The sequence below is a fragment of the Bradyrhizobium ontarionense genome, assembly GCF_021088345.1.
Lineage (GTDB): Bacteria > Pseudomonadota > Alphaproteobacteria > Rhizobiales > Xanthobacteraceae > Bradyrhizobium > Bradyrhizobium ontarionense.
The window spans coordinates 4,788,049-4,811,755 of the sequence record NZ_CP088156.1; the positions used below are offsets into that span (position 1 = coordinate 4,788,049).

At 61.9% G+C, this 23,707-nt stretch carries 19 protein-coding genes; 6 read left to right on the forward strand and 13 right to left on the reverse strand.

The window, feature by feature from the left end; all coding sequences use genetic code 11:
• The gene (rfbD, locus tag LQG66_RS21110) at nt 1-906 is read right to left on the reverse strand and encodes a dTDP-4-dehydrorhamnose reductase (protein WP_231317606.1); all 906 of its coding nucleotides are present in this window, start codon (nt 904-906) and stop codon (nt 1-3) included.
• Nucleotides 906-1,460, reverse strand: coding sequence for a dTDP-4-dehydrorhamnose 3,5-epimerase (gene rfbC, locus LQG66_RS21115; RefSeq protein WP_231317607.1), 555 nt, complete (start codon nt 1,458-1,460; stop codon nt 906-908). The genes rfbD and rfbC overlap by 1 nt, the downstream gene beginning before the upstream one ends.
• 109 nt (nt 1,461-1,569) lie before the next feature.
• On the opposite strand from rfbC, the gene rfbA reads away from it, so the two are divergent.
• From rfbA to LQG66_RS21140, 5 genes are all read left to right on the forward strand, one after another.
• Nucleotides 1,570-2,445, forward strand: a complete 876-nt coding sequence (gene rfbA / locus LQG66_RS21120) for a glucose-1-phosphate thymidylyltransferase RfbA (RefSeq protein WP_231317608.1) — start codon at nt 1,570-1,572, stop codon at nt 2,443-2,445.
• A gap of 15 nt (nt 2,446-2,460) precedes the next feature.
• On the forward strand, nt 2,461-3,534 hold the full coding sequence (rfbB, locus tag LQG66_RS21125; protein WP_231317609.1) for a dTDP-glucose 4,6-dehydratase: 1,074 nt from the start codon (nt 2,461-2,463) through the stop codon (nt 3,532-3,534).
• 543 nt (nt 3,535-4,077) lie between these two features.
• The gene (locus LQG66_RS21130) at nt 4,078-5,019 is read left to right on the forward strand and encodes an alginate O-acetyltransferase AlgX-related protein (RefSeq protein ID WP_231317610.1); all 942 of its coding nucleotides are present in this window, start codon (nt 4,078-4,080) and stop codon (nt 5,017-5,019) included.
• A complete protein-coding gene (locus tag LQG66_RS21135; RefSeq protein ID WP_231317611.1) occupies nt 4,991-6,013 on the forward strand; it encodes a glycosyltransferase family 2 protein in 1,023 nt (340 codons plus the stop codon). The genes LQG66_RS21130 and LQG66_RS21135 overlap by 29 nt, the downstream gene beginning before the upstream one ends.
• A 19-nt stretch (nt 6,014-6,032) precedes the next feature.
• Complete coding sequence (locus tag LQG66_RS21140) at nt 6,033-7,181, forward strand: glycoside hydrolase family 71/99 protein (protein WP_231317612.1); 1,149 nt, start codon at nt 6,033-6,035, stop codon at nt 7,179-7,181.
• Between the two features lie 14 nt (nt 7,182-7,195).
• Here the strand turns inward: LQG66_RS21140 and LQG66_RS21145 are convergent, their stop codons facing one another.
• The 10 genes from LQG66_RS21145 to LQG66_RS21185 form a co-directional block, all read right to left on the reverse strand.
• Complete coding sequence (locus LQG66_RS21145; protein ID WP_231317613.1) at nt 7,196-8,062, reverse strand: glycosyltransferase family 2 protein; 867 nt, start codon at nt 8,060-8,062, stop codon at nt 7,196-7,198.
• Between the two features lie 50 nt (nt 8,063-8,112).
• Entirely contained in the window at nt 8,113-9,213 is a 1,101-nt protein-coding gene (locus LQG66_RS21150) for a polysaccharide pyruvyl transferase family protein (RefSeq protein ID WP_231317614.1), read from the reverse strand.
• Nucleotides 9,214-9,324: 111 nt separating this feature from the next.
• A complete protein-coding gene (locus tag LQG66_RS21155) occupies nt 9,325-9,768 on the reverse strand; it encodes a hypothetical protein (protein ID WP_231317615.1) in 444 nt (147 codons plus the stop codon).
• Between the two features lie 75 nt (nt 9,769-9,843).
• On the reverse strand, nt 9,844-13,674 hold the full coding sequence (locus LQG66_RS21160; RefSeq protein ID WP_231317616.1) for a glycoside hydrolase family 99-like domain-containing protein: 3,831 nt from the start codon (nt 13,672-13,674) through the stop codon (nt 9,844-9,846).
• A 118-nt stretch (nt 13,675-13,792) separates the two neighbouring features.
• Nucleotides 13,793-13,918, reverse strand: a complete 126-nt coding sequence (locus LQG66_RS37270) for a hypothetical protein (protein ID WP_256460581.1) — start codon at nt 13,916-13,918, stop codon at nt 13,793-13,795.
• Between the two features lie 39 nt (nt 13,919-13,957).
• A complete protein-coding gene (locus tag LQG66_RS21165) occupies nt 13,958-15,985 on the reverse strand; it encodes a tetratricopeptide repeat protein (RefSeq protein ID WP_425601232.1) in 2,028 nt (675 codons plus the stop codon).
• 10 nt (nt 15,986-15,995) lie between these two features.
• Entirely contained in the window at nt 15,996-17,339 is a 1,344-nt protein-coding gene (locus LQG66_RS21170) for an HlyD family type I secretion periplasmic adaptor subunit (protein WP_231317618.1), read from the reverse strand.
• The gene (locus LQG66_RS21175; protein ID WP_231317619.1) at nt 17,329-19,596 is read right to left on the reverse strand and encodes a peptidase domain-containing ABC transporter; all 2,268 of its coding nucleotides are present in this window, start codon (nt 19,594-19,596) and stop codon (nt 17,329-17,331) included. Before LQG66_RS21175 ends, LQG66_RS21170 begins: the two co-directional genes overlap by 11 nt.
• A 193-nt stretch (nt 19,597-19,789) precedes the next feature.
• A complete protein-coding gene (locus LQG66_RS21180; protein ID WP_231327880.1) occupies nt 19,790-20,392 on the reverse strand; it encodes a class I SAM-dependent methyltransferase in 603 nt (200 codons plus the stop codon).
• 220 nt (nt 20,393-20,612) lie between these two features.
• The gene (locus LQG66_RS21185; RefSeq protein WP_231317620.1) at nt 20,613-21,941 is read right to left on the reverse strand and encodes a calcium-binding protein; all 1,329 of its coding nucleotides are present in this window, start codon (nt 21,939-21,941) and stop codon (nt 20,613-20,615) included.
• Between the two features lie 484 nt (nt 21,942-22,425).
• Here LQG66_RS21185 and LQG66_RS21190 point away from each other — a divergent pair, with 484 nt between their 5' ends.
• Nucleotides 22,426-23,070: a ParA family protein gene (locus tag LQG66_RS21190; RefSeq protein ID WP_231317621.1), complete on the forward strand. Its 645-nt coding sequence runs from the start codon at nt 22,426-22,428 to the stop codon at nt 23,068-23,070.
• Nucleotides 23,071-23,085: 15 nt separating this feature from the next.
• Here the strand turns inward: LQG66_RS21190 and LQG66_RS21195 are convergent, their stop codons facing one another.
• The gene (locus LQG66_RS21195; protein WP_231317622.1) at nt 23,086-23,544 is read right to left on the reverse strand and encodes a hypothetical protein; all 459 of its coding nucleotides are present in this window, start codon (nt 23,542-23,544) and stop codon (nt 23,086-23,088) included.
• Nucleotides 23,545-23,707: the final 163 nt, after the last annotated feature.

Sequence of the window (23,707 nt, forward strand, 5' to 3'; positions counted from 1 at the left end):
TCAGCGCAAGCCCGGCGCAACCTCGGCCAGCTCGTCGTCCAGCGCGGACTGCCAGGTCGGCGGCACGATGCCGTACACGACCGCGAGCCGGGACAGATCGAGCCGCGAATTGGCCGGACGCCGCGCCTTGGTTGGGAAGTCCGCGGTCGTGATCGCCTCGACGTCCCCGGCCTTCACGGCCACATCGCGCTGGCGCAGGCCATCGACGATGGCGCTGGCGAAGCCGTGCCAGCTGGTCGATCCACCATTGGTGAGATGCACCAGCCCGCCGGCCTTGGCGAAGGTCGCCGGCAGATCGCCTTTGCCCTGCGCCAGGATCGCGGCGATCACCTCGGCGATGGTGCGCGCCGAGGTCGGCGTGCCCAGCTGATCGGCGACCACGCGCAAGCTATCGCGCTCGCGCGCCAGCCGGATCATGGTGCGCATGAAATTGGCGCCCTCGGCCCCGAACACCCAGGCGGTGCGCATGACGAGATGCGCTCCGCCGGCGGCGCGGATCTCGTCCTCGCCTGCGAGCTTGCTGCGTCCATAGGCCGACAATGGCGCGACCGGGTCGTCCTCGCGCCAGGGCCGTTCGCCCGAGCCGTCGAACACGTAATCGGTCGAGACATGGAGCAGCGGCACGCCACGCGCGGCAGCCCAGCGCGCGATCACCCCCGGCGAGGCGCCGTTGACCGTCATCGCGAGCTCGACCTCGTCCTCGGCGCGGTCGACCGCGGTATAGGCGGCCGGATTGAGAATGAGGTCCGGCTTGATGCCATCGAGCGCCGCCGCCAGACTGTCCGGCTGCGTCAGGTCGAAGTCCGCGCGCGGCGGGCAGATCAGCTCATCGGCGCCCCGCGCCGACAACAGCTGGCGCAACGCGCCGCCGACCTGCCCGCTGGTTCCGGTGATCAGGATCCGCATCAGACCTGTCCGTAAACCGGGAGATTCCTGGCATTCGCCAGCAGCGGCGCCTCGGCATCCTTGGGCGACAGTTTTGGATCGGCGACGCCCCAATCGATGCCGATCGCCGGATCGTTCCAGCGCACCGACATCTCGTCCTTCGGGCTGTAATAATCGTCACATTTGTAGAAGAAGTCGGCGCTGTCCGACAGCACGACGAAGCCGTGGGCGAAGCCGCGGGGAACCCAGAGCTGGCGGCGGTTGTCCTCGGACAGTTCCACCGCGACATGGCGGCCGAAATTCGGGCTGCCGACGCGCACGTCGACCGCGACATCCAGCACCCGGCCGCGCATCGCGCTGACCAGCTTGCCCTGCGTGTTCGGGTTCTGCAGGTGCAGCCCGCGCAGCACGCCATAGGCCGAGCGGGACATGTTGTCCTGCACGAACGGCCCGGCGATGCCGAGGTCGCGATAGCGGGCCGCCTGGAACGTCTCCAGGAAGAAGCCCCTGGTATCACCGAACAGTTTCGGTTCGAGAATGATAACTTCCGGCAGGTCGGTTTTGATAAGGTTCATCGGCAACGCTGAAAAATAAGAGCCATACCAATTTACTCTATCCGGATATCTAACTTGTGCAATGCACGCCATCTGTTAACTTAACATTTATTGCGCATTGAGGGGTCCCATGAAGGGCATCATTCTCGCCGGCGGCACGGGCTCGCGCCTGTACCCGGTGACGACAGTTGTTTCCAAGCAATTGCTGCCGGTGTTCGACAAGCCGATGATCTATTATCCGCTGTCCACGCTGATGCTCGCGGGCATCCGGGACATCCTGATCATCTCGACCCCGCAGGACAAGCCGCTGTTCCAGCGCCTGCTCGGCGACGGCGCCGAGATCGGCCTGCGGTTCCAATATGCCACCCAGGACACGCCACGCGGCCTCGCCGACGCCTTCATCGTCGGCCGCGAGTTCATCGGCAATGATTCCGTCGCCCTGATCCTCGGCGACAACATCTTCTACGGCCACGGCCTGCCGAGCATGCTGTCGAGCGCCTCGTTCCGCAAGAAGGGCGCGACCGTGTTCGGCTATGTCGTCAACGAGCCGCAGGCCTATGGCGTGGTCGAGCTCGACGGCACCGGACGGGCGCTCTCGATCGAGGAGAAGCCGAAGCAGCCGAAGTCGAACGTCGCGGTGACCGGGCTGTATTTCTACGACAACGACGTCGTCAGCATCGCCGCCGACATCAAGCCGTCGGCGCGCGGCGAGATCGAGATCACCGACATCAACAACGCCTATCTCAAGCGCGGCGACCTCTATGTCGAGGTGCTCGGCCGCGGCTTCGCCTGGCTCGACACCGGCACCCACGCCTCGCTGGTCGAGGCCAGCCATTTCGTCCAGATCCTCGAGCAGCGCCAGGGCCTGCGCATCGCCTGCCCCGAGGAGATCGCGCTGCGCCAGGGCTACATCTCGCTGGAGCAGTTCGACAAGGTCGCCGAGCGCACCGCCAAGAGCAGCTACGGCGAATATCTGCAGTCCGTCTCCCGTTCCTTCCACCGCTGACGCCTGGAGGCATCGATGCGTTTCAAGGGCTCCACCATCTTCGTCACCGGCGGCGCCGGCTTCATCGGCTCGGCCGTGGTGCGGCACCTGCTGCGCGACACCCATGCCCGCGTGGTCAACATCGACAAGCTGACCTATGCGGCCAATCTCGACTCGCTGCCCGGCGCGGCCGGCAATCTGCACTATGCCTTCGAGCAGGCCGACATCTGTGACGCCATTGCGTTGCGCAAGCTGTTCGAGAAGTACCAGCCGGACGCGGTGATGAACCTTGCCGCCGAGAGCCATGTCGACCGCTCGATCGACGGCCCCGGCGAGTTCATCCAGACCAACATCGTCGGCACCTTCACGATTCTGCAGGAGGCGCTGCGCCACTTCCGCACGCTCTCGCCGGAGAAACGCGCCGGCTTCCGCTTCCTGCACATCTCGACCGACGAGGTGTTCGGCACGCTCGGCGACGAGGGCCTGTTCACGGAGACCACGGCTTACGCGCCGAACTCGCCCTATTCGGCGAGCAAGGCCTCGTCCGATCATCTGGTGCGCGCCTGGCGCGAGACCTATGAGCTGCCGACCATGGTCACCAACTGCTCCAACAATTACGGGCCGTATCACTTCCCCGAGAAGCTGATCCCGCACATGATCATCAAGGGCCTCGGCTTCGAGAAGCTGCCGGTCTATGGCGACGGCCAGAACATCCGCGACTGGCTGTTCGTCGAGGACCACGCCAAGGCGCTGACCCTGGTGCTGGAGCGCGGTCAGATCGGCGAGACCTACAATGTCGGCGGCCGCAACGAGCGCACCAACCTGCACGTGGTCGAGACCATCTGCGACCTGCTCGACGAGGTCGCGCCTGCGCCGCAAGGCGCGCGCCGCCAGCTCATCAGCTTCGTCACCGACCGCCCCGGTCATGACCGCCGCTACGCGATCGACGCCTCCAAGCTGGAGCGCGAGCTCGGCTGGAATGCGCAGGAGAATTTCGAGACCGGCATCGCCAAGACCGTGCGCTGGTATGTCGAGCAGCAGCCGTGGTGGCAGACGATCCTGCAGCGCGGCTATCAGACCGAGCGGCTCGGCCGCAAGGCAGCGCAGTAGACCTCCGATGCCCCGCGGCGGCCTGCAACCTCCGGCCATGGCACCGCGTTCTCGCGGCGCGATCGGCGCCCGAGTTGTCCTGAAGACACAGCCCTCATCGACGAGGGCGCAGGGAAGACCGGGTGCCCAACGCACCCATGGCCCCCGTGCGAAAAGAATGCACGGGGCAGGAACCACAGGTCGCGCCGGAATCACGCCGGCCTTCCCTGCACAGTGGTTTACGGCTTACTTCGTGCTCTCCCCGGGGACCGGCTTGTTTGCCCCCGTCGCGCCAACGCGTCATCGCGCTGCGCTTGACACCAGCATCGGGATGCCAGGACCACACGACTTGACCATCCGCACCAGGGCCGCTCGTCAGTCGGCCACGGCACGTCCACCGCATCCCAGGCCCAACGTCCGTGACGACGCGCACGCCCCTCCGAGGAGCCCGGGACGTCGAGAAAGGTGCTTCTGATTTGCCCGACGGCGCAAGCGTTGTAGGGTGCGACATGTTAACGCGACGGGCAATTTTCACATATCGCCCCACGTCGATGAGAGCCCCACATGGCGCACGTGACAAACGATGTATTCGAAGGTGACGACAATCACCTCTTCCTAGTTGGCGGCACCAACAATGTGCAGCAGCTGTTCACCGAATCCGACGATGCCCTTCGATCCATCTGCTCTGGCTGGAGCAATCTTTTAGCTGAACGCGCGGAGACTGCGGCCCGCAAGGGCACGCGCTACCTCCACTGCTTTGTTCCAGACAAGCTGTCGATCTTGCGCGACAAAGCCAGTTCGATCACATCGAATATGCGTTTTCCCGCAGAAGAACTCGAGAGGATCGACGACCCTCTCCTGACGCGCACTATAGTGCCGTTGACGGCATACCTCAGGAAGCAGGCGAGAACATACAACATATTCCACAAAACAGATACACACTGGACGATCGAAGGTGCCTATAGCGCCTACCAGATGCTCTGCTCATATATGGACGTACCGCAAAATGCGGAACTCATTATACGCCCTGCACCATCAATCCAGGGCAGCTGGGACTTGGGTTCCAAACTGATTCCGCACAGGACCGAGACGATCCGGTTTGGACGATTTGGAATCGGCGCCTCACGTACGAATGCGAATGAGTTGGTAACGATTCGCGAAGCGGGCCAGCTTCCAAATGGTCTCATGCTTCATGTCGGCTCAATGGTAGAGTACCAAAACGAGCGGGAGGCGAAATCTGACATTCGGCTCCTGGTTTTCGGGGACTCCTTTTTTGAGTATCGCCCCCATATGCTCACAGGGATGTTCGCAGAGACCGTTCGCACTGTGATGTTTGTCTGGTCGTCTTCAATTGACTGGGAGATAGTCGACGAATTCAAGCCTGACATTCTTCTTACCGAGATCGCCGAGCGGTTTATGCGGAGCATACCTAAAGACGACATTGACATTAAGATGCACGCCAACAAAAAACTCCAAGATGCACTTCGATCCCAGCCTTCTGGATGACTGCACAGGAAGGTGTCGTTTCACTGCTGAGGTACAAAATATGCTTGAGACGAGACTTCTCAATTGGGAGGAAAACGCCGATCAAATTTGCCGAGAGATCGCTGGGCGCGAATCGCCAATCAAGGTCGTTTTGAAAACGAAAGACGAGCGGTTCCTTTTGAAGCGATGGATCCAGCACTACATCGATCTCTTCGGATCCGACGGAATAGTTATATTTGATAACGGCTCAACCAACGAGTCGGTGATTGAAACATACGAAGCATATTCAGATCGTATATTGATTTACACATACAAAGGGTCCGTTGACACAATTCATATTACTACCAACTTCAAGCGGCTATACGACGCCCTAAGACAATCATCGGAATACTTCGCATTTCTTGATACCGATGAATTCCTAGTTGGAATGAACGAAGACAAATTGTTGTCTGCGGACGCCACACGAAGCCAAATTTTGCACTCGGGAAAAGCCGCGTACTTTGGCGTATGGCTTCAGAATCTTGCCAAAAGCGATAGACGGTTCTGGCTGACCGAGGACCGGCTGGTACAAGGCATGCTCTGGGGTAAGCCGATAATCCGGAGAGATGCAGTCCTGCCTGAGTTTGTGAATCACAATCATCAACTTGTGAGCCTCATGGATGACACCACGCCCCTAGTTGCGGATTTGTTTTTGCTACATCTGAATCTGCTCTTCCCGAGGCAGCGGATCGAAGCAAACCTGCGAAAATTAGTCACTTTTGGAGCAATTTCGCCGGGAACCCGTCCAGAAGACCTTCTTCACGAAGATGCCCAGCGGTTTCCCAAAGGAAATGTGCGGAACTGGATTCAGGAGATCAAGAATCTTTTGGCGACGGAGAACGAGGTTGTTCCAACAAGTCTGCCGCCTGACGCAATCGAGTTTCTTCAAGACGGAAAGCTTGAATTCACCAAAGAAACTCAGAAGCCGCTCCTTTCGTCCTTCTTAAGGGACGCGCGATCCTACTTGAAACGCTGAACGTGGAAATTTGCCGCACATGATCCTGAACTCAGTAACACGCCGGCAACTTTGTACGGCGCTTGCCGGATACCTGCTGGTACCACGCAGTGCGTCTGCAGGAGCAAGATGCGCAACTTTCGGCGCCATAAGGTGGGACGCGCAATACTGCAATACGAAGGGGGAGCCATGCTTCGAAGAAGGTAGAGCTCTAAGCCCGGCGAAGTGGCATTTTCGGGCTCCGGTACACAGCCGCGACATAGGCACAGGAGAGCTGACGTTTGACGCAACCCAGCAAACATTCGACCACGAGATCCAGGTCGCTCACCAAGCTGGACTTGGTTATTGGGCGTACCTCGCCTACGGCAAAGACGGCAAACTCGACTTTACTCATTCGATGATGAGCGGACTTAACTTTCACAGAAAGAGCACCATCTCTTCGCGAGTGAATTACTGTTTGATATCGACTTTAGATACTTTGGGAAGGGCCAAGGCGTTCGATGACGCCATAGGCCGGATCTGCGACTTGTTTAGTGATCGAAATTATCAACGCACGCCAGATGGGCGCCCCGTATTGTTTTTGTACTACCTCGCTGCTCTTCTCCCCGGTTATTGGGCGAACTCCACCTTCGAACTTGAGAGCGCATTAAAGGCGTTACGAGCTAGATCGAGGAAGGCCGGCCATGGCGATCCGTTTATCGTCCTGTTGCACGGACCTCCGCCGGAAGCCGAGGCGGTCCGTTCGCAGATCGGCGCCGATGCAATATCCACATATGGGATTAGCTTAGGCCCAAACGGAAACGCAGCCTATTCCAAGCTTGAGAATTATATTGAGAGCTATTGGCGCACAGAAGCGCAGGTGACCAAGGCTGGGGTAGTGCCGACCGTAGTCGTTGGATGGGATTCAAGGCCGCGCAAGGAAACTCCGCCAGCCTACGACAAGCGAGATTATAGCCGCATCGATCGCCAAGCGCACGTCGAAATAGCAACGCCCGGAGAATTCGCTACTGCTTGCCAGAAGGCAGAGAGATTCGTAGTAGACCACCCAAGTATATGCCCGTACGGGCTTGTATTGATTTACTCTTGGAACGAATATAGCGAAGGTGGAGCTCTAGCTCCAACCATTGGGGATCCGAACTCATCAATGCTGCGCGCTGCGAGAGACACGCTATCTTCTTGCACAAAGTAGCAGCTAACAGCTCACTACAGCACCGAGCGATTGAATCTAGCCGGCAGGCTTGTCAAGAACTTATCCCGCACATCTGGAAGCTTGTAAATTGGACTAGAAGCTTGTTCGGAGATTGAGGCAGACACTTCGGCTATGCGATCTGAGAACTTGAACTCATCATCAACGCGGCGCTCAAAACCGCTGAAATATCGAAACTGAGCCGCTGTTTCCTGGTCGGATTGCCGCTGATAGTGCCAATTTGAAGAGTCCTTCCAAGCCATCTCTCTCGTCATCGAAAGGCGCTTGAGAGCGTAATCGTAGTCTGCCCATCTTAAGTGAAAATTATACAGCCGGCCGAATGTCGGAGACAACGAGCAGCTGTGGAAGCCCGGAGCATATACGACGTCCTTGCGGGTGATTGCTGGCTTGCACATGGGTGAAACGAATTGTACATGGCGCCTTTGCTCAAAAATCGACTTAGTCGGGTCTAGGGCCGCTTCAAGACCAAGAACATGATGCACGTTCAGACCAATCGCGGCTAATGCGTCGCCAGGAGTCTGGGTTATGTAATCCTTCAGCGAAGAATATTGGGTCGGATCGGCAACCAGAAACTCGTCACAATCCGTGACAACAACCGCGTCATAGTCCCTGCGAACTAAATTTGCGAATGACGATACGAAGGCGGTCCGCGCAACGTCGTCGAATTCAGATCGCCTATAGCGTACGCGAGAAGAAGGATAGAGATCAGCCGTAGTCCCGTCGTCTGAATCGTTATCAATTATAAAGAGATTTTCACGCCCAAGCTGGCGACCATAATAGTCGAGCCATAGCGGCAGGAACAGCATCTCGTTCCAAACCATCGTAACAGCCGCAACTCTTGGCTGATTGATTGACGTTGACATTCAAACACCACTGGATGCAGACATAATTGTGGGCATAGGCGGCCCCGCAATCACCTTGTAGAAAGATTGTTAGCTCGCAAGAACTCGACGTACTTTGGATAGAGATCACTGTAGCGTCGGTTAAGTTTGCTGGGCTCACTCAACTCATATAATTGTCGAACGTTGACCTCATTCAGCTTTACAATGCTGACATTCGGCATGCCAAGAAAGCTGCACATATCCTCTGTCCGCGTATCGTGGCAGATGACCAGTGCCGGCACGCCTCGCTGAATTGCCGCCATGCAACCATGAAAGCGCGTGCCGAAGACGAAATCGTAGTTCGACATTGCATCGAGCCACTGATCGACGTCGAAGAAGACCTTCACATGCTCATTAGCCCAGGCCCGTGCGGCGTCGGCGGGGACCGCACCACTCAGGAAGGTGACGATCTCGTTCAGTTGGGCATCAGTCGAAGCGCCAAGTTGACGGTCCGCGAGCCTGATCTCGGCCTGCTCGCTCTGGGCAATGAAGTCGCCCTTCCATTCGACGCCGGCGCGGTAGATGTCCAGCACATGGTTCTTCATCTTCTCCTTGTCGAAGGAGTGTCCGATGACGTCGCGCGAGGCATTGATCGAGATACGCTTGACCTGATCGAATGGCTTGGCCTGCAGGTTGAGGCCACCCGGCCCGCGCATGTAGAACGACGGACAGCCAGTAACGGTGACGTTGTGAACGCCGCGCCGTGCAAGCACCTGCTGCGTATAAGGGCCACGCACGCCGATGCTCGGCACCCGCTCCGCAATCACCTTCACGAAGCGCTCGGTGCCGGGCATCAGCTCGATGTTGGGATCATAGCTGTTGGACTGCGCACCAAGCCCGACGATCGCGACCGGTAGATCGGCACGCTCGATATAATCAGCCATCCCGCCGAAATCGAATTTCGGGAACAGGAAGTTCGCGGCGGCGATCACGATCATGTCGAAGCGCTCGTGAACCTCCTTGGGATCGATCCGGTAATCCCACGAGATGTCGCTGTAGGCGATCTGGCTGAGCAGACCATAGGCAATGACCTGGTTGCCGGTGTTGCCCCCGGTCTTCGCCAGCTTGGACATCGGGTCCTCGCCGGGCTCGGCTGATATGCTGGGCGTGGCCCCGAGCAGGAAAATTTTCACGGCGCTCCTCCGGAGACGTTATCAGGTTCCAAACCGGAATGCGCCGGTTCTGTTGCGAACATTTCTCGCCGGAAAATCAAACTTTGCCAAGCCGGCCGCAACCTTCAATCGCTATTGTCCCTTGATGGCGGCCTTCCATTGCGCGGCTTCGGCCTCGTAATCCGCTGCGGGGCTGCGGCCCTCCCCACCTCCCATGGTATGGAAATGGGCTTCCGCCGATCTGAGCCGTCCGTCGCGGACCGCATTGGCGACATCCGGGTATTTCGCCAGATACCAATCTGTATCCACGACCGGTCCACTACCCTTCCGGCCCTCGAAATAACCGTAGCCGAGATAGTGCATATGCGCGCTCTCGATCTCGCCGCGCTCGATCGCCTTGGCGACGTCCGGGTTCTCGGCGAGGTAGCGTTGCTCATCGAACTCGCTGGTGGCAAGCGCAATCTGCAACAGCAGCTTCAACAGCCTGGCGGGCACCTCGATTCGCCCGTTGCCGTTGAGGTCGGCCTTGGACGCGTTCAAGGCGGCCATCAAGGAATCGGCTGATGGAACGTACATGTGGAAACCCCGCGATTATGGACATCATCCAAAGTGGTAACGAAAATTCCGGCCGCCGGCCCCGTCCAGTGGCGATCAGCCCTGGGCCGCCTTCGGCTTCTTGGCCTTGGCGGCCTCCAGCGGCGCGCCCAGGAGCTGGGCCGTCACCTCCGCCAGATAGACCGCCTGGGACGACCGGCCGCGGTCGTCGAGGCCGAAGCGGCCGCGGGCGACGTCGTGCATGGCCGCGATCTCGTCGACATGCTTCTGCGCCTTCAGCGAATGGGTGACCGAGGCAGCGTGGCGGCGGTGGACGTTGAGGGGATCGGCGACATAGGCTATCCTGGCGCCCGGCGCGGCCAGGCACTCCAGATAGATCCGCCAGTCGCCGGCCATCCGCAAGGATGCGAGATCGCCGCGGCAATTGTCGAGCGCGCGCAACAGCGCCTCGCGGCGCCACAGCACCGAGGAGACGTTCAGGATGGTGTTCTTGACGCTGAGATAGCGACGGGCGAAATCCAGCCCCTCGAACACCTCGGTGCGCGCTAGCGCGCCGGGCTCGATCGAGGCGAAATAGGGCTTGTAGCTGGCATAGAGATGAGCGCCGTCGCCGTCGATCGCCTTCGAATCGGTGAAGCCGAAGCCGATCGAGGGATCGCTCTTCATCAGCGCGAGCAGGCTGGACAGGAAGGTGGGCTCGGAGAGATCGTCGGCCTCGGCGATCCACAGGAACTCGCCGCGCGCCATCTCGGCCGCCCTGGTCCATTGCGCGAACACCGAGCCTGAATTCTGCTCGTTCAGCACCAGAGTGAGATCGCGCTGGCGCTCCTCGGCGACCTTCATGATGACGTTGACGCTGTCGTCCGACGAGCAGTCGTCGAGCACGATGACCTCCTCGACCGGATGGTTCTGGTCGAAGATGGTGCCGAGCCGCTCCGGCAGGCAGTGGGCGTAGTTGTAGTTGGGGACCGCGACCGAGACGGTCGGCATCTTCGGAACCGCGAGGCGGACGAGATCGCGGACATAGTCGAGGAAATCGAACTTGGTCGCCACCAGCTCGACCATGCGGCTGCGCTCGGCCGACGGCAGCGGCTGGCCGAGGTAGCGCTCGATGGCGCGGGCCATCGCGGCGACGTCGCAATACGGCACCACGGTGCCGACGCGCTCCTGCACCATGAAGCCGGGAATGCCGCCGGATTCGGCAAAGGTGACCACGGGCACGCCGACGCTCAAGGCCTCCAGCGCCACGGTCGGGAATGGGTCCTCGCGCGAGGTCAGCGCGAACACGTCCGAGGCCGAGAACAGCGCCTGCATGTCGGAGCGGTAGCCCAGCATGTGGAAGGTGCCGGAGGTCTCGGCGCGGCGGATCTCCTGGTCCAGCCATTCGCGCAACGACGGATCGAGGCCGCCGACCCAGGCGAAATGCACCCGGCCCTCGGCGTGGCGGATCTGGTTGCGCAGCTGAAGGAACAGGTCGAAGCCCTTGCGCAGATCGGCATAGCCGACGCCGAGCACGAGCGCATCCTGGTCGGACAGGCCGAGTTCGCGGCGCACGACGTCGCCGGCATCGACGTCCCGGGTCATCTGCTTGTAGCTGCCCTGGGCGCGGATCAGGAAACGCTGGTCGTTGCGGTCGATCTCGAGCGCCTCGGCGAGCTTGTCGCGGACGAACTCCGAGGCGAACACGACGCGGTCGGCGCGCATCAGGGCGTTGCGGGCGGTGTCCTCGAGGTTCTTCTCCTTCAGGATGCGCGGCAGCTCGTGAACCAGCGAGATCACCCGCAGGCCGATCTGCGACAGGATGCGCACGGCCAGGCCCGCGGCCGAGGTGTTGACGACCGCCGAGGTGAAGCCCTTCTCCTTGAAGTGGGTCAGCGCGGCCGGCAGCTCGCTCGGCTGCTTCAGCACCGTGAGCGGCGCGACCTGGCGATAGTCCTGCTCCATCGCGCCGCCGGCGAGCAGCAGATATTCGACCTCGAAATTGAAGCTGGAGCGCAGGGTCTTGCCGATCGACAGCAGCAGGTGCTGCGCGCCGCTCGGGAAGGCGTCGTGGCCGACCAGCAGGATCTTGGGCGAGGACAAATCACGCGTCAGCCCGGTGACGGCGCGCGCGGTGGCGTTGAGATAGGCCGAGCCGTAATGCAGGTCGGGCTCGAGATAGGCGCCCTCGCACCATTCGTTCCAGGCGTTGATGCAGACGATCGGCTCGCCGAAAAACGTGTTCTTCTGGGCGCGCTCGACCAGGGCGGCGAGCCACGTCTCGTATTTCTGCGGCGTCGAGCCCTGGATGACGAGGCCGGTGCCCTGGCGGCGGGCGTCGTTGTCCCAGCTCGGCACGGCGGTCTTGATCAGCGGGAACGCCGGCGCCGGCTCGTCGAGCGAATATTTGGCGACGTCCTCGAAACTGTAGATCTGGCCGGAGAAGGTGTCGTCGAGGATCTTGTGCTCGGAGGTGCGCAGCTGGGTGAACTTGGTGATCTTGTGCGGCGGAAACTCGATGGCGCCGTCGAGCCCGTTCGGCGCGGGGTCGAAATCATCGAAGCTCTGGCTCATGATGATGATCGGGTCTTCGCCGAACTTCTTGGCGAACACGGCGCGCCAGCGCGCGATCACGTTGGCGGTGTCCGGGATCAGCCGCGGACGGTAGATCATCAGGAGCGGGCGGCCCTGGATGCGGATGTAGCGCGGGTCCTTGAAATGGCGGTTGAAGTCGCCGAGCAGGCGGGCATCGTCGTCGGACAGATAGTCCTGCGAGATCAGCACCTCGCCTTCCATGCCGTCCCAGCGCCGGGTCCAGTTCTCGTTGGCCCACATCAGGCAGAACGGCATCTTGATGTCGCGGGCCTTCAGGAACTGCTCCAGCGGCTTCTCCATCAGCCGCTTGCCGTTGAACCAGTAGTAGTAATACACGAAGCCGTGGACGCCGCCGGCCTGCGCCAGCGCGACCTGCCGGCGAATGGTCTCGATGTCGGTCAGCGAATAGAAGCCGAGGTCACGCGGGACGCGCGGCTGGTAGTGGTCCTTGAAGCGCGGCACGCCGCGGGCGATGTTGGTCCACTCGGTGAAGCCGGTGCCCCACCATTTGTCGTTCTCGGGGAAGGCGTGGAACTGGGTCAAATAGTAGGCCAGGATCTTGGCGCGCGGCTTCGCGCTCGGCGGCAGCGGCCGCAGCTCCTCGAACAGCGGGCTCGGCTTGGTGAAGCGCTTGATCTCGGCCGGAATGGTCGCCTCGTGCTCCGGCGGCATCGCATAGATGCCGTCCTCGTGGCGGTGCTCGAGATAGTGCAGCAGCGGGTTCTGGTCGGTCTTACCCTTGAAATAGCGCTGGATGTAGAACTTGGTGTCGAAATCGGCGGACGGATTCCGTCCCTCCTTGTAGCCGTGGAAGACGAAGTGCTCGAACGGATCGACGCCGGCGGCGGCGACGTCCTGATAGGTCTGCAGGTAGTACTGCGCGTCGAACTCCGGGATCGGGCTGAACGGGCCGCTGCGGTTCTTCAGATAATGCCCGAGCGGGCTCTCGCTCGGCGGGATCGCGTATTTCTCGCGATAGAAGCCGGGCTGGAAATAGGGACTCGGGCGCACCCCGTCGGGCTCGCCGATCTCAGCGTAATGCAGCAGCGGCTGCTGGTCCGAGGCGGCGACATCCGGGTTTTGCGCGAGATACCACAGCGGATCGAAGATGGCGTTCGGCTTGCGGCCTTCCTTGTAGCCATGCAGGAAGAAATGTTCGAACGGATCGGCGCCGACCGCGACGACGTCGGGATACATCGCGGCGTAGAACTCTTCGTCGAACAGCCCGTTGCCCGTGAGCAGCAGGCGCGCCGCACCGAGCTCCGCGGCGGGATCCGCCGGCTCCGCGATCGTCTCCACCACGACCCCGTCCGGGCTCGCGGTGTCCGCATCATTGTCGGATTGCGTCACCATGAACGCACGCCTCGCTCGGGGCTCCCGCTGTCCGGCGTCGCGCGCCAGCTTCGAAAGGAAATCTGCCATGTCACGCAATCATTATTTCAATGTCGATGTTATCCGGTGGTCTACCGCTTTAGGCAATGTTGCTGTCGTCGATATGAATGCTGAGCGTTAATTTCGATGGGATGCGTCGCATAGGTGCCTCGTATTGCAGCGCCTCGCCGAACGAGGACGCATCGAATGATTGCAGAGCGATCATCGTGATCGGCTCCCCTCGCAGCGCTCGTCAGTCCACGCGTCAGGTCTGGCCGGATACAGCCGGCCTGAGCTGCGCGAGCCGCTGCTTGGCGCCGTCATGCCCCTGCGCGGCGGCCTTCTCGAGCCAGAGCACGGCCGCATCGACATCCCGTGCAAGTCCGTTGCCAGTCGCGAGCGCATCACCGAGCGCGACCTGCGCGGCAGCCATGCCGGACTCGGCGGCAGTCCGGAACCAGTCGAGCGCCTTGTCGGAGTCGCGCGCGCAGCCCTGCCCTTTCGACGTCATCACCGCCAGATTGTACTGCGCGAAGGTGTGGCCGCCATGGGCCGCGGCCTCGTACCAGGCCACGCCCTTCTCCAGATTCTGCGCGATGCCGTTGCCGGTGCAATACAGCACGGCGAGATCGAACTGCGCGCCGGCATGCCCGGCCTGCGCCGCCTTCTCCAGCCAGCCGACGCCGACGACGGGATTGGGGATCGAGATCTTGGAATCGAGATAGAGGCGCGCCAGCACGAACATCGCTTCCGCGAGTCCCGCCTCCGCCGCGCGCGTGTACCAGATGACCGCATCAGCCACCCATGGCACGCCGCCGAACCGGCCCTCGCGCAGATAGCCGAGCTGTAGCGCCGCCGGCGCGTGGCCGGCATTGGCGGCTTCCTCGAGCAGCTTGGTCGCACGCGCCACGGTCAGCGTGGACTTGTCCGACTGCAGCAGGAACAGCGCGAGCGCGACCTTGCCCTCGGGATCGCCGCTGTCGGCGGCCTTGCCGAGCCAGCGCTCGGCGCGCGCCTGGTCGCGCTCGACGCCCGCACCGGACGCGTAGACGCGGCCGAGCTGAACCTCCGCCGCCCGCAGCCCCGCTTCCGACGCCTTCTCGAACCAGCGGATCGCGGCGGCGACATCGCGCCCGACGCCGGTGCCGTTGAGATAGAAGATGCCGATGTTGAAGGCGGCGGTGCCGTGACCGCCCTCGGCGGCCTTGAGGAACCACTTCGCGGCCGAACGCGGGCTGGGCGGCACGCCGGTGCCCGACGCGTAGAAGCGCCCGACCAGGAATTGCGCCTGGACGTCGCCGCGTTCTGCGGCCGTTTCGTACCAGCGGACCGCCTCGCGCATGTCGGGCTCGGAGCCCAGGCCCTTGGCGTAGAATTCGGCGAGCGTCTGGATCGCCGGAAGATAATCCTTGCGCGCCGCCTTGCGCAGCGCCGTCTCGGCGCGGTCGACCGATTTCTCGATGCCGTCGCCGTTCAGATACATCAGGCCGATGTTGTAGAGCGCCAGCACGTCGTCATGCTTGGCCGCTTCGGCGAACAGGCGCGCGGCTTCGATGTGGTCCTGCGCGGCACCAATGCCCTTGAGATGGCTGAAGGCGAGCGCGACCTTGGCGCGGACGTGGCCGGCCTCGGCCGCCTTGCGGTACCAGCCGACGGCGGTTTCAGGATCGGCCTTGAGGCCGAGGCCTTGGAAGTAGATGTCGCCCAGGGCAAAGGCACCCGCGGCAAAGTCTTGCGCGGCGGCCTTCGCGTACCAATCTTGGGCGGCGGCAAGATCGATCTTGCCGTCACCCCAGCCATAGCGTCGAATGTCGCCCATGCGCACTTGTGCCGCGGCATGTCCGGCTTCTGCCGCTTTGGACGCCCATAGCAGTGCCTCCTCGCTGTCTTTCGCGACAGCCGTTCCTACCGGGAAGAGCAACTGCTCTGTACTAAACTGATCTCCTAATTTGGCGGATGCGGCGCGTCTCCACGTCTCTGGAGCGTTCGCCCAAACCGGGGCCGCAACGCCGTCTTGCAGCATGAGGGCCAACTCGTACTGAGCATCGAGAAACCCGCCCTCGGCGCCATGTCGGTACCAGACAGCCGCGTCCGGGTAGGACCGTGCGACCCCTTCGCCATTACGGTAGGCCTGGGCGATCCGGAATGCCGCCTCGGCCGAGCCAGCGTCCGCCGCTCGCTTCCAGATGCGAACAGCGTCCAGATACGCCCCGGCCGCGTGGCGAACATTTCCCGCTTCGAGTGAAGAGGGTTGGGGTCTAAGGCCCGCCAGCGCCTGCCTGATGCGACTCATGAGACGAACTCTATGGCTCACGCATCGCCTGGCCGAGACCATGCAGCATGCCACCAAGCACATACACTGCGACCGAGCGTGTGCCGACATGGACGTCGCCGGTCAGCGTCATGCCCGGAATCAGCCGGAAGTTCGCCGGCACGTCGCGGAAGTTGGCGGCATCGACCGAGCAGCGCGCCTTGTAGAAGGCATCGACCGGCTTACCGTCGTCATCTAGCGTGAACGCACCTTCGCTGACCCAGCGGATCTTGCCCTGCGCAGTACCATGCTCCGAGTAATTGAAGGCATCGACTTTCAACGAGCACGGATCGCCCGGGCGGACGAAACCGACATCGCGCGAGGCGATCTTGATCTCGGCCTCAAGCCGGGCCCGGACCGGCATCAGCGTGATGAAGGGATCGCCAGGCTTGAGCACCGAGCCGACCGACAGCCTGGCCAGCGTCAGCACCACCGACGGCTCGGTCGCCGTCAGACGCACCAGGTCCTGGTGCCTCATCGCCTTGTCATAGGCGGCCTTGGCGGTGTCGAGCGAGTTCTGCGTCGTCACCAGGTCTTGGCTCAGCTGCGCGTTCCACTGCTCGATGAACGCCTGGCGGTCGGCCCTCAGCGACTGGAGCTGATGCTTGGCCTCGACCAGGCTGTTGTGGGTGTTGTCCATCTGGCGCAGGATCTCGAGCCGCGAATCCTGCGAGAGGTAGAGGTTGAGTTTCGAGCCGCTGCCGCTGTCGGCCAGGGTCGAGCGCATGGCCTCGATCTTCTGCAGCACGTCGTCGCGCTGCGCATAGCGCTCGTCGTCCTTCTGCAGCTTCGCGATCGTCGCCTCGGTCTGGCCGATCTTGGAATCGAAGCTGGCGATCTGCGCCAGATACTGCGCCCTGCGCTGCTGATACAGCGCCTTCTGCAAGGCGGCGTAGCTGGCGAATTCGGCGTCGTTCTCCTGCGGGAAAACCAGTGCCGTGTTGGCCAGCTCGGACTTGTCCCGCAGCACCTGCGCGCTGAGGCTCGCGACCTGGGCCTTGTATTGCGCCACGTCAGCCTGGGTGAAGGTCGGGTCCAGGGTCGCCAGCAGCTGGCCGCTCGCGACCTGCTCGCCTTCGCGCACGTCGATGCTCTTGATGATCGAGGCATCGAGCGCCTGCAGCACGTTGATCGCATCCAGCGGCACGATCTTGCCGCCGACGCTGGAGACGACCCGGTCGAGGCGCATCAGGCACATCACGGCGATCATGGCCAGGATGAAGGCGACGAGCACATACAGCGTGGCGCGCGCGGCCAACGGCTCGGGCGCCTCGCGGATCGCGTCGGTTTCCGACTGGAACTGACGAACGGTCGCGACCGCGGAACTACGAGACAAGGGTCGGCCCTCCATAGCCAGGACGGCCGCGTTTCGGCCCCGCGATCGCATGGGCGTTCTGCTGGTGCCACAAACCGGAATAGATCTCGTTGCGCTCCAGCAGCTCGTCATGGCGACCGATGTCGTCGATCACGCCCCGGTTCAGCACGAGAATCGCGTCGCAATCGACCAGCGACGACAGCCGGTGCGAAATGATGATCATGGTGCGGCCATGGCCGATGCGGGCGATGTTGGCATTGACGATCGCCTCACTGTCGGCATCGAGCGCCGACGTGGCCTCATCCAGAATGAGGATCGGCGGGTTGACGAGCAGCGCGCGCGCGATCGCGAGCCGCTGGCGCTGACCGCCGGACAGGTTGGGCGAGCCTTCGAAGATGTAGGTCTCGTAACCGCGCGGCAGCTTGTCGATGAACTCCTCCGCGCCGGCCAGGCGGGCCGCGCGCACGATCTCGTCGAAGGTCGCGTCAGGCTTGGCGGCCGAGATGTTCTCGCGGATGGTGCCCGAGAACAGGAAGTTCTCCTGCAGCACCACGCCGACATTGCGCCGGAGATGATCGACGTCGTACTCGCGCACGTCGATGCCGTCGATCTTGATCAGCCCGCCGTAGTCCGAATGCAACCGCTGTAGCAGGCGGGTGATCGTGGTCTTGCCGGAGCCGCTCTTGCCCATGACGCCGAGCGTGCCGCCGACCGGGATCTCGAAGGAGAGATTGTCCAGCGCCGGCGATACGGCGCCCTTGTACTTGAAGGTGACGCCGGAAAATTCGACGCGGCCTTCCAGCGGCGCGCGGACGCCGTGGCCGGAACGGCCCTCTTCAGCGGGCTGATTGACCAGATTGCCGACGATGCCGACCGCGGAGCGGGCTTCGTCATACTGGTTGATCAATTGTGCCATCTGCATCAGCGGCGCGGCAACCCGCTGCGCCAGCAGCAGGAACGCGAACAATGCGCCGACGAAGAGCGGATCGTCGGTCGTGATCGCGAGATAAACGCCCAACGCATAGGGCGCGGTGACCGCCAGCCGCTCCAGCGGCCGCACCACGGCCTGAATGATGGTGCCGGCCATGCCTTCAGCGACACGTGCCTTGGCGACGCGCGCGACGTAGACATCCCACATGTGCTTCTGGCGGGCATCGAGAGCCAGCGACTTGATCGTCCGGATGCCGTTGAGGGTCTGGACCATGAAAGCGCCGAGAACGCCTTCAGCTGCCAGCACCGCATGCGACCGCTTGCGATACACAGGCAGCATCGCCACAAGCCAGACCGCGATCAGCCCAACGAACGCCAGAACGGCAAACGTCATGATCGGGCTGAAGAAAAACATGACCGGGAGGAAAAAGATCAGGGTCGTGGAGTCGAGGATGGTGCCGAACAGCTGCCCCATCAGGAAGGTCCGGATGCGGAAGATCTCACGCATGTCACGCGCGACCATGCCCACCTGGTTGCGCTCGAAGAAGTCGATGGGAAGGTTGAGCACCTTGTCGAACATGTAAGTCGACAGCTTGACGTCGAGCCGCGCCGTCAGCTGGTGCACGAGAAACTGACGCAGGAATGCGAAGGCACACTCGAAGGCGATCAGCACGAGCATCGCGACGCAAAGGACGCTAAAGGTGCTGAAGGCCTTGTAATAGAGCACCTTTTCCGACAACAGGCGATAGAACATGATCGGCGCGAGACCCATCATGCCGAGGATGAGCGCAGCAATGGTGACGTCACGCACGATCCGCCGTTCACGGAAGATCAGCGCCGTGATCAGCCCCAGGCTGAACGGCTGAGTCTCGTCGGAAATCTCGTAGTCGCGCTTCACCAGGACGACGTCGCCGGTCCACACGTCTTCGAGACGGAGCCGATCGATCACCAGCAGCGTGTCGTCTTCGACGTTGGGATCGCGCAGCACGACGCGCGGGTTGTTCTCGTCGCCCTCGAGGCGCAACAGCACCATGCTGCTGGCGTCCTTCAGCCTGACGATCGCCGGCAGGGCCTTCTTGAGATGGCTGAGGCCGTCCCAATCGAGATGCACGAGCTTGGCGGTCATCCCGGAATTGTTAGCGGATTTGACGATCTCCGCCGTCGTGACCTCGGCACCCGACAACACGTTGTCGTGGATCAGCTGCGACACGGTCAGATGCAGGCCGTGCTGGCGCGCTACGATCACGAGTGCGGCGAGCCCGGTCGGCGCGGCGCCGTCCTGGGCCGCATCGAAGCTCGAAGGGGAGAAGGATGCCGGCTGCGAGACAATGGCGGAAGACGAGGACATCGCTGGGATGCTCCTGAGCAATATGTCGTTCGCAGCGATCACCGATCCACTGCGCCAAACAAGCTATAACATTCCATACCATACCGCATAACAACGGAGAAAGCCAACGCCCGGCCGGCGCTCATCGCGCGCGGCGCGCGGCTGGTTCGAACATGTGATTAATGTGAGCGGCCGCCACGGGCGGACGTTCGGCTCAGGCCGCCTCGCGCATGTCAAAGCCGATTCGCGCCAGCGAATCCTCTATCTCGGCAACATCCGCATCGGGCATGAACGCCAGCGCGCAGATCTCGAAATTCTCGCGCCGGACGTTGATGGTCGGAAATCCCGCCGTCATCAGCAGGTTGCCCAGGCGCTCGGCCGTAAATCCGGTGCGATGGGCCATGTAATAATGGCCATCTTCGATGGCCCGCGTGTGGCCATAGAGCATGTCCAGCGGGCGGATCGGGCCGGCCGGCGAGTTGTAGGCAACAGCCGAAATGCCGTGATCGAGGATATGCTGGGCGACAGCCTCGATATCGGGGCTCATGACCAGCGCAAACCCGTCGGCCCTGAGGACCCGGTGCATCTGGCGCAGCGTCGGAAAGACTTCATGCGCATAGAGATGCTCCAGAACGTGGGACGACCACACGGCGTCGAACGACTGAGCAGCGAATGATGCATCGAGCTCCGTGATCGAGCCGACGACGTCGGGCTTGACCTCGGGATCGATGTCCAGCCGCACCTCCTCCCAGTGCCTCTCGGCGATGAGGCGGGCGATGCGGCGAGCCGGTCCAGGTCCGGACCCGGCGTTCAGCATGCGCTTGAGCGAAGACGGCAAGGAATGATCCCAACTCATTCGGTTGATGAAGCGGCGCCGCAGGAAACGCCCGCCGGCAGGCAGCCACGCTATCAGTTCGGGAATGCCCCGGCCAGATTCGGATCCCGATATCACCGGACAGCGTAAATCCGCCAGTTGCATGGCCGGCAAAAGAAAAACCCCGCCGAGGCGGGGTTCTTCATCGCGATCCGTAATAAAATCAGGTGAGCTTGACCACCTGGTCGGTGAAGTAGAGTTCCGACACGCCGGAGAGATGGATCTGCTGACCGTTGTTGAACACCAGATTGTAGCTGCCGGAGCCGGAGTCGTAGGTAAGCGACTGGACATCCGAGAACGCACGGTCCTTGAAGCCGGCGATATCGGTACCGCCGCCGCCGACGATCGTGTCGTTGCCGATCTTGGTTTCGACATGGAAGGTATCGTCGCCCGCGCCGCCCTGCAGCGTCGAGTTGGCTCCGGTGCCGCCATAGACCCAGAACTCGTTGTGCGAGCCCGCGGCGCCGGTATCCGAGAAGTAGTCGCCCTGCTGGCCGATGATGGTGTCGTTGCCCGAACCGCCCGTGAGCGTGTCGGTGCCCGGCGCGCCGCCCGAGCCCGAATCGTACAGATAGCTGTTGCCGGTGCCGGCCTGGAGCAGCTGATGCGAGCCGGTGCCGGCGAACAGATAGTTGCTGCCGGAGCCGCCGTACAGCGTGTCGTTGCCGCCACCGCCATAGAGGCTGTCGGCACCCGCTCCGCCCTGGAGGATGTTGACCTCGCTGGAATGCGTGCTGCCCGACCCGAGCACGTTCCAGCCACCGCTGCCGCTGCCGGAAATGAGCAGCGAGTTGGCGCCGCCGTGAAGTTCGTCATGGCCCGAACCACCGATCAGCGTGTCGGAGCCGTAGCCCCACAGCGTATCGTTGCCGGTGCCTGCCACCAGGGTGCTGGTGCCGGACGACACGTCGCGCAGCGTGTTGTTGCCCGAGCCGCCGGACTCGAGCAACTGATGCGCGCCGGTGCCGGCCTGCAGGAAGTTGTCACCCGCGCCGCCGACCAGCGTGTCCGAGCCGCTGCCGCCATAGATGCTGTCGTTGCCGTCACCGCCGTAGAGATAGCCGTTGCCGGCACCGCCGCCGATCACGTCAGCGCCCGACCCACCATAGACGGTGTCGTTGCCGCTATCGAACAGATTGACGCTGTCATTGCCGGATCCCATGGCAATGAAGATGCCGTTATGCGCGTTCTGCGAGTCGGTCACGAAGAGCTGGTTGCCACCAGCGTCATCCATGACGATCGCCTTCAAGGTCGAGTCGGTCTGGACCGTTGTCGAGTTCGTAACTTCGAGGACCTGAACGATGGGCGGAACGCCACCGCCGGAGTATGCACCGCTCTCGACCCACGCCTTCTTGCCGTCCTCGGAGCCGGAGGTGTAGACGCCCGACGATTCGAGCGATGAGATCAGCGCGGCCTGAACGCTCGGATCAAAATGGCCGGACGCCGTGAGATCGGAGTTCAGCTCCGTCTTCGTCAAATATGAAACGGTCATGCCAGGACCCCAATGTTAAAATCCACACAAAAGCTCAAACACACGACAGATTGGCTGCGCAGATTCATCAGATGAAATCGCATCGACAACGGTCGCCCCTCGGGACGCGCCCAATAAATCGGCGCGATCCTACTTGGTTTGTTAAGTAAACGTTAAACGAGCACACCGAGGAGTCAAGTCTGATGTTTCATGAAATGGCAACTAAAACAGCGAAAATAGTGGGGTGCATCATACTTCGGTTAAGTGGATTTTGATCCTTGCCTTGCCGAACAGCAGTACTGATTGGTGGAACTTGTCCCATGACTCCTCAGTCTCCCAACGAAATCACGGGAAGTTTCCAAGTCTTCACCGTTAATACTTTGGGCAACGAAACGTCTGTCTGTGTATAGCTGAACATTTCTTAAGTTGCTGCACCGCAATGTACTTGCAACTACCTGCCGTGAAACTGATCAAACTTATCTGATAACGTGTAATCTTGAGATCGATGGCAACGATAATCACGGTAGCCCAGCGCAAAGGCGGGGTCGGCAAGACGACGATGGCAATCTGCGTGGCCGCGGAGTTCGGGCGCCGCGGCTACGATGTCGCGCTGGTCGACGTCGATCCGCAACGCTCCGCCTGTCATTGGGCAGAACCCGGAAATCTCGAGATTCCAGTCTACGAATTGGGCCTCGAGGAAACGCCTGTCGCGGCCTGGGCGCGGGAAGTTCGACAGATCAAGGCCAATCTCCTCGTGCTGGATACGGCTCCGACCGAGCGGGAAATGGGCGCGACCATCGCGCTGGCTGACCTGATTCTCGTGCCGTGCACCGCCTCCGGCCTGGACATCGAAGCCACCGCGCACACGATGACGATCATCAATGCCGTCCGTCGCCGCCGCTCGAAGCCGGTCAAGGTCCTGCTGGTGCCGAATCGAATTGACCGCCGTACGCTGGAAGGCCGGCAACTGGTCGACGAGCTCCGGCAGTTCAAGGAGCCGCTCGCGCCGTCGGTGGCCAGCCGGTCAGCCTTCGTACGCGCCTTTTCGGTCGGCCAGTCGGTCGCGAGCTATGCCCCGGGCCAGGCCGCGGACCACGACATCCGCGCCCTGGCCGACGTCATCGAAAAGGTCTTGCCGAAGCGCAAGTGATGGCCCGCAGCGCCGTCAGAACTTCTCCACGAACTGGAATCTGAAGTCCTTCTGCGACGGCATCGTGCCCAGGATGGCCTCCTTGCGCCCGTAGCCAGGCACCTCCATCGCCACGCACCCCGTCGCCAGCAGATAGCAGACCTGGAGCCTGATCGCGTTCGGGCATCCGTTCTCGGCGTTCACGACATGATCGAACAGCTTCGGATTGGTGACGAAGGGCCGCGCAGATCCGCTCACCGCCATACACGGCTTCCCTGAGAAGTCCTTGTGCCGCTGCGATTCGGTCGCCGTACCCGTCACGGGGATCTCCGGCGTCATGCGCGGCTGATAGGTTCCGCCGACCTGAGGACGCCCGGCGAAGCCAGCAGCGGTCGAGTTCGGGGAGGTCTGCGCCGCGACGGGCCAGGACGTCGCCACGGCCCCCGCCCCTCCCAGCACGGCGCCAATCATCGTGATCCGTAGAAACAAGCTCATCGGGTCGCCTCGCCGCCGGTCGCGTGAGCTCCCTGCGCCGTAATTGTTCGGCAGGGAGGGTCGTTCGGGTTGTTTATGGTCAACAACTGGTTAATATAGCAAATGTTAATATCTCGCTCATTTGTTAGGGACGGGTTTAAGCGGAATGCTGCACTCGCCACGA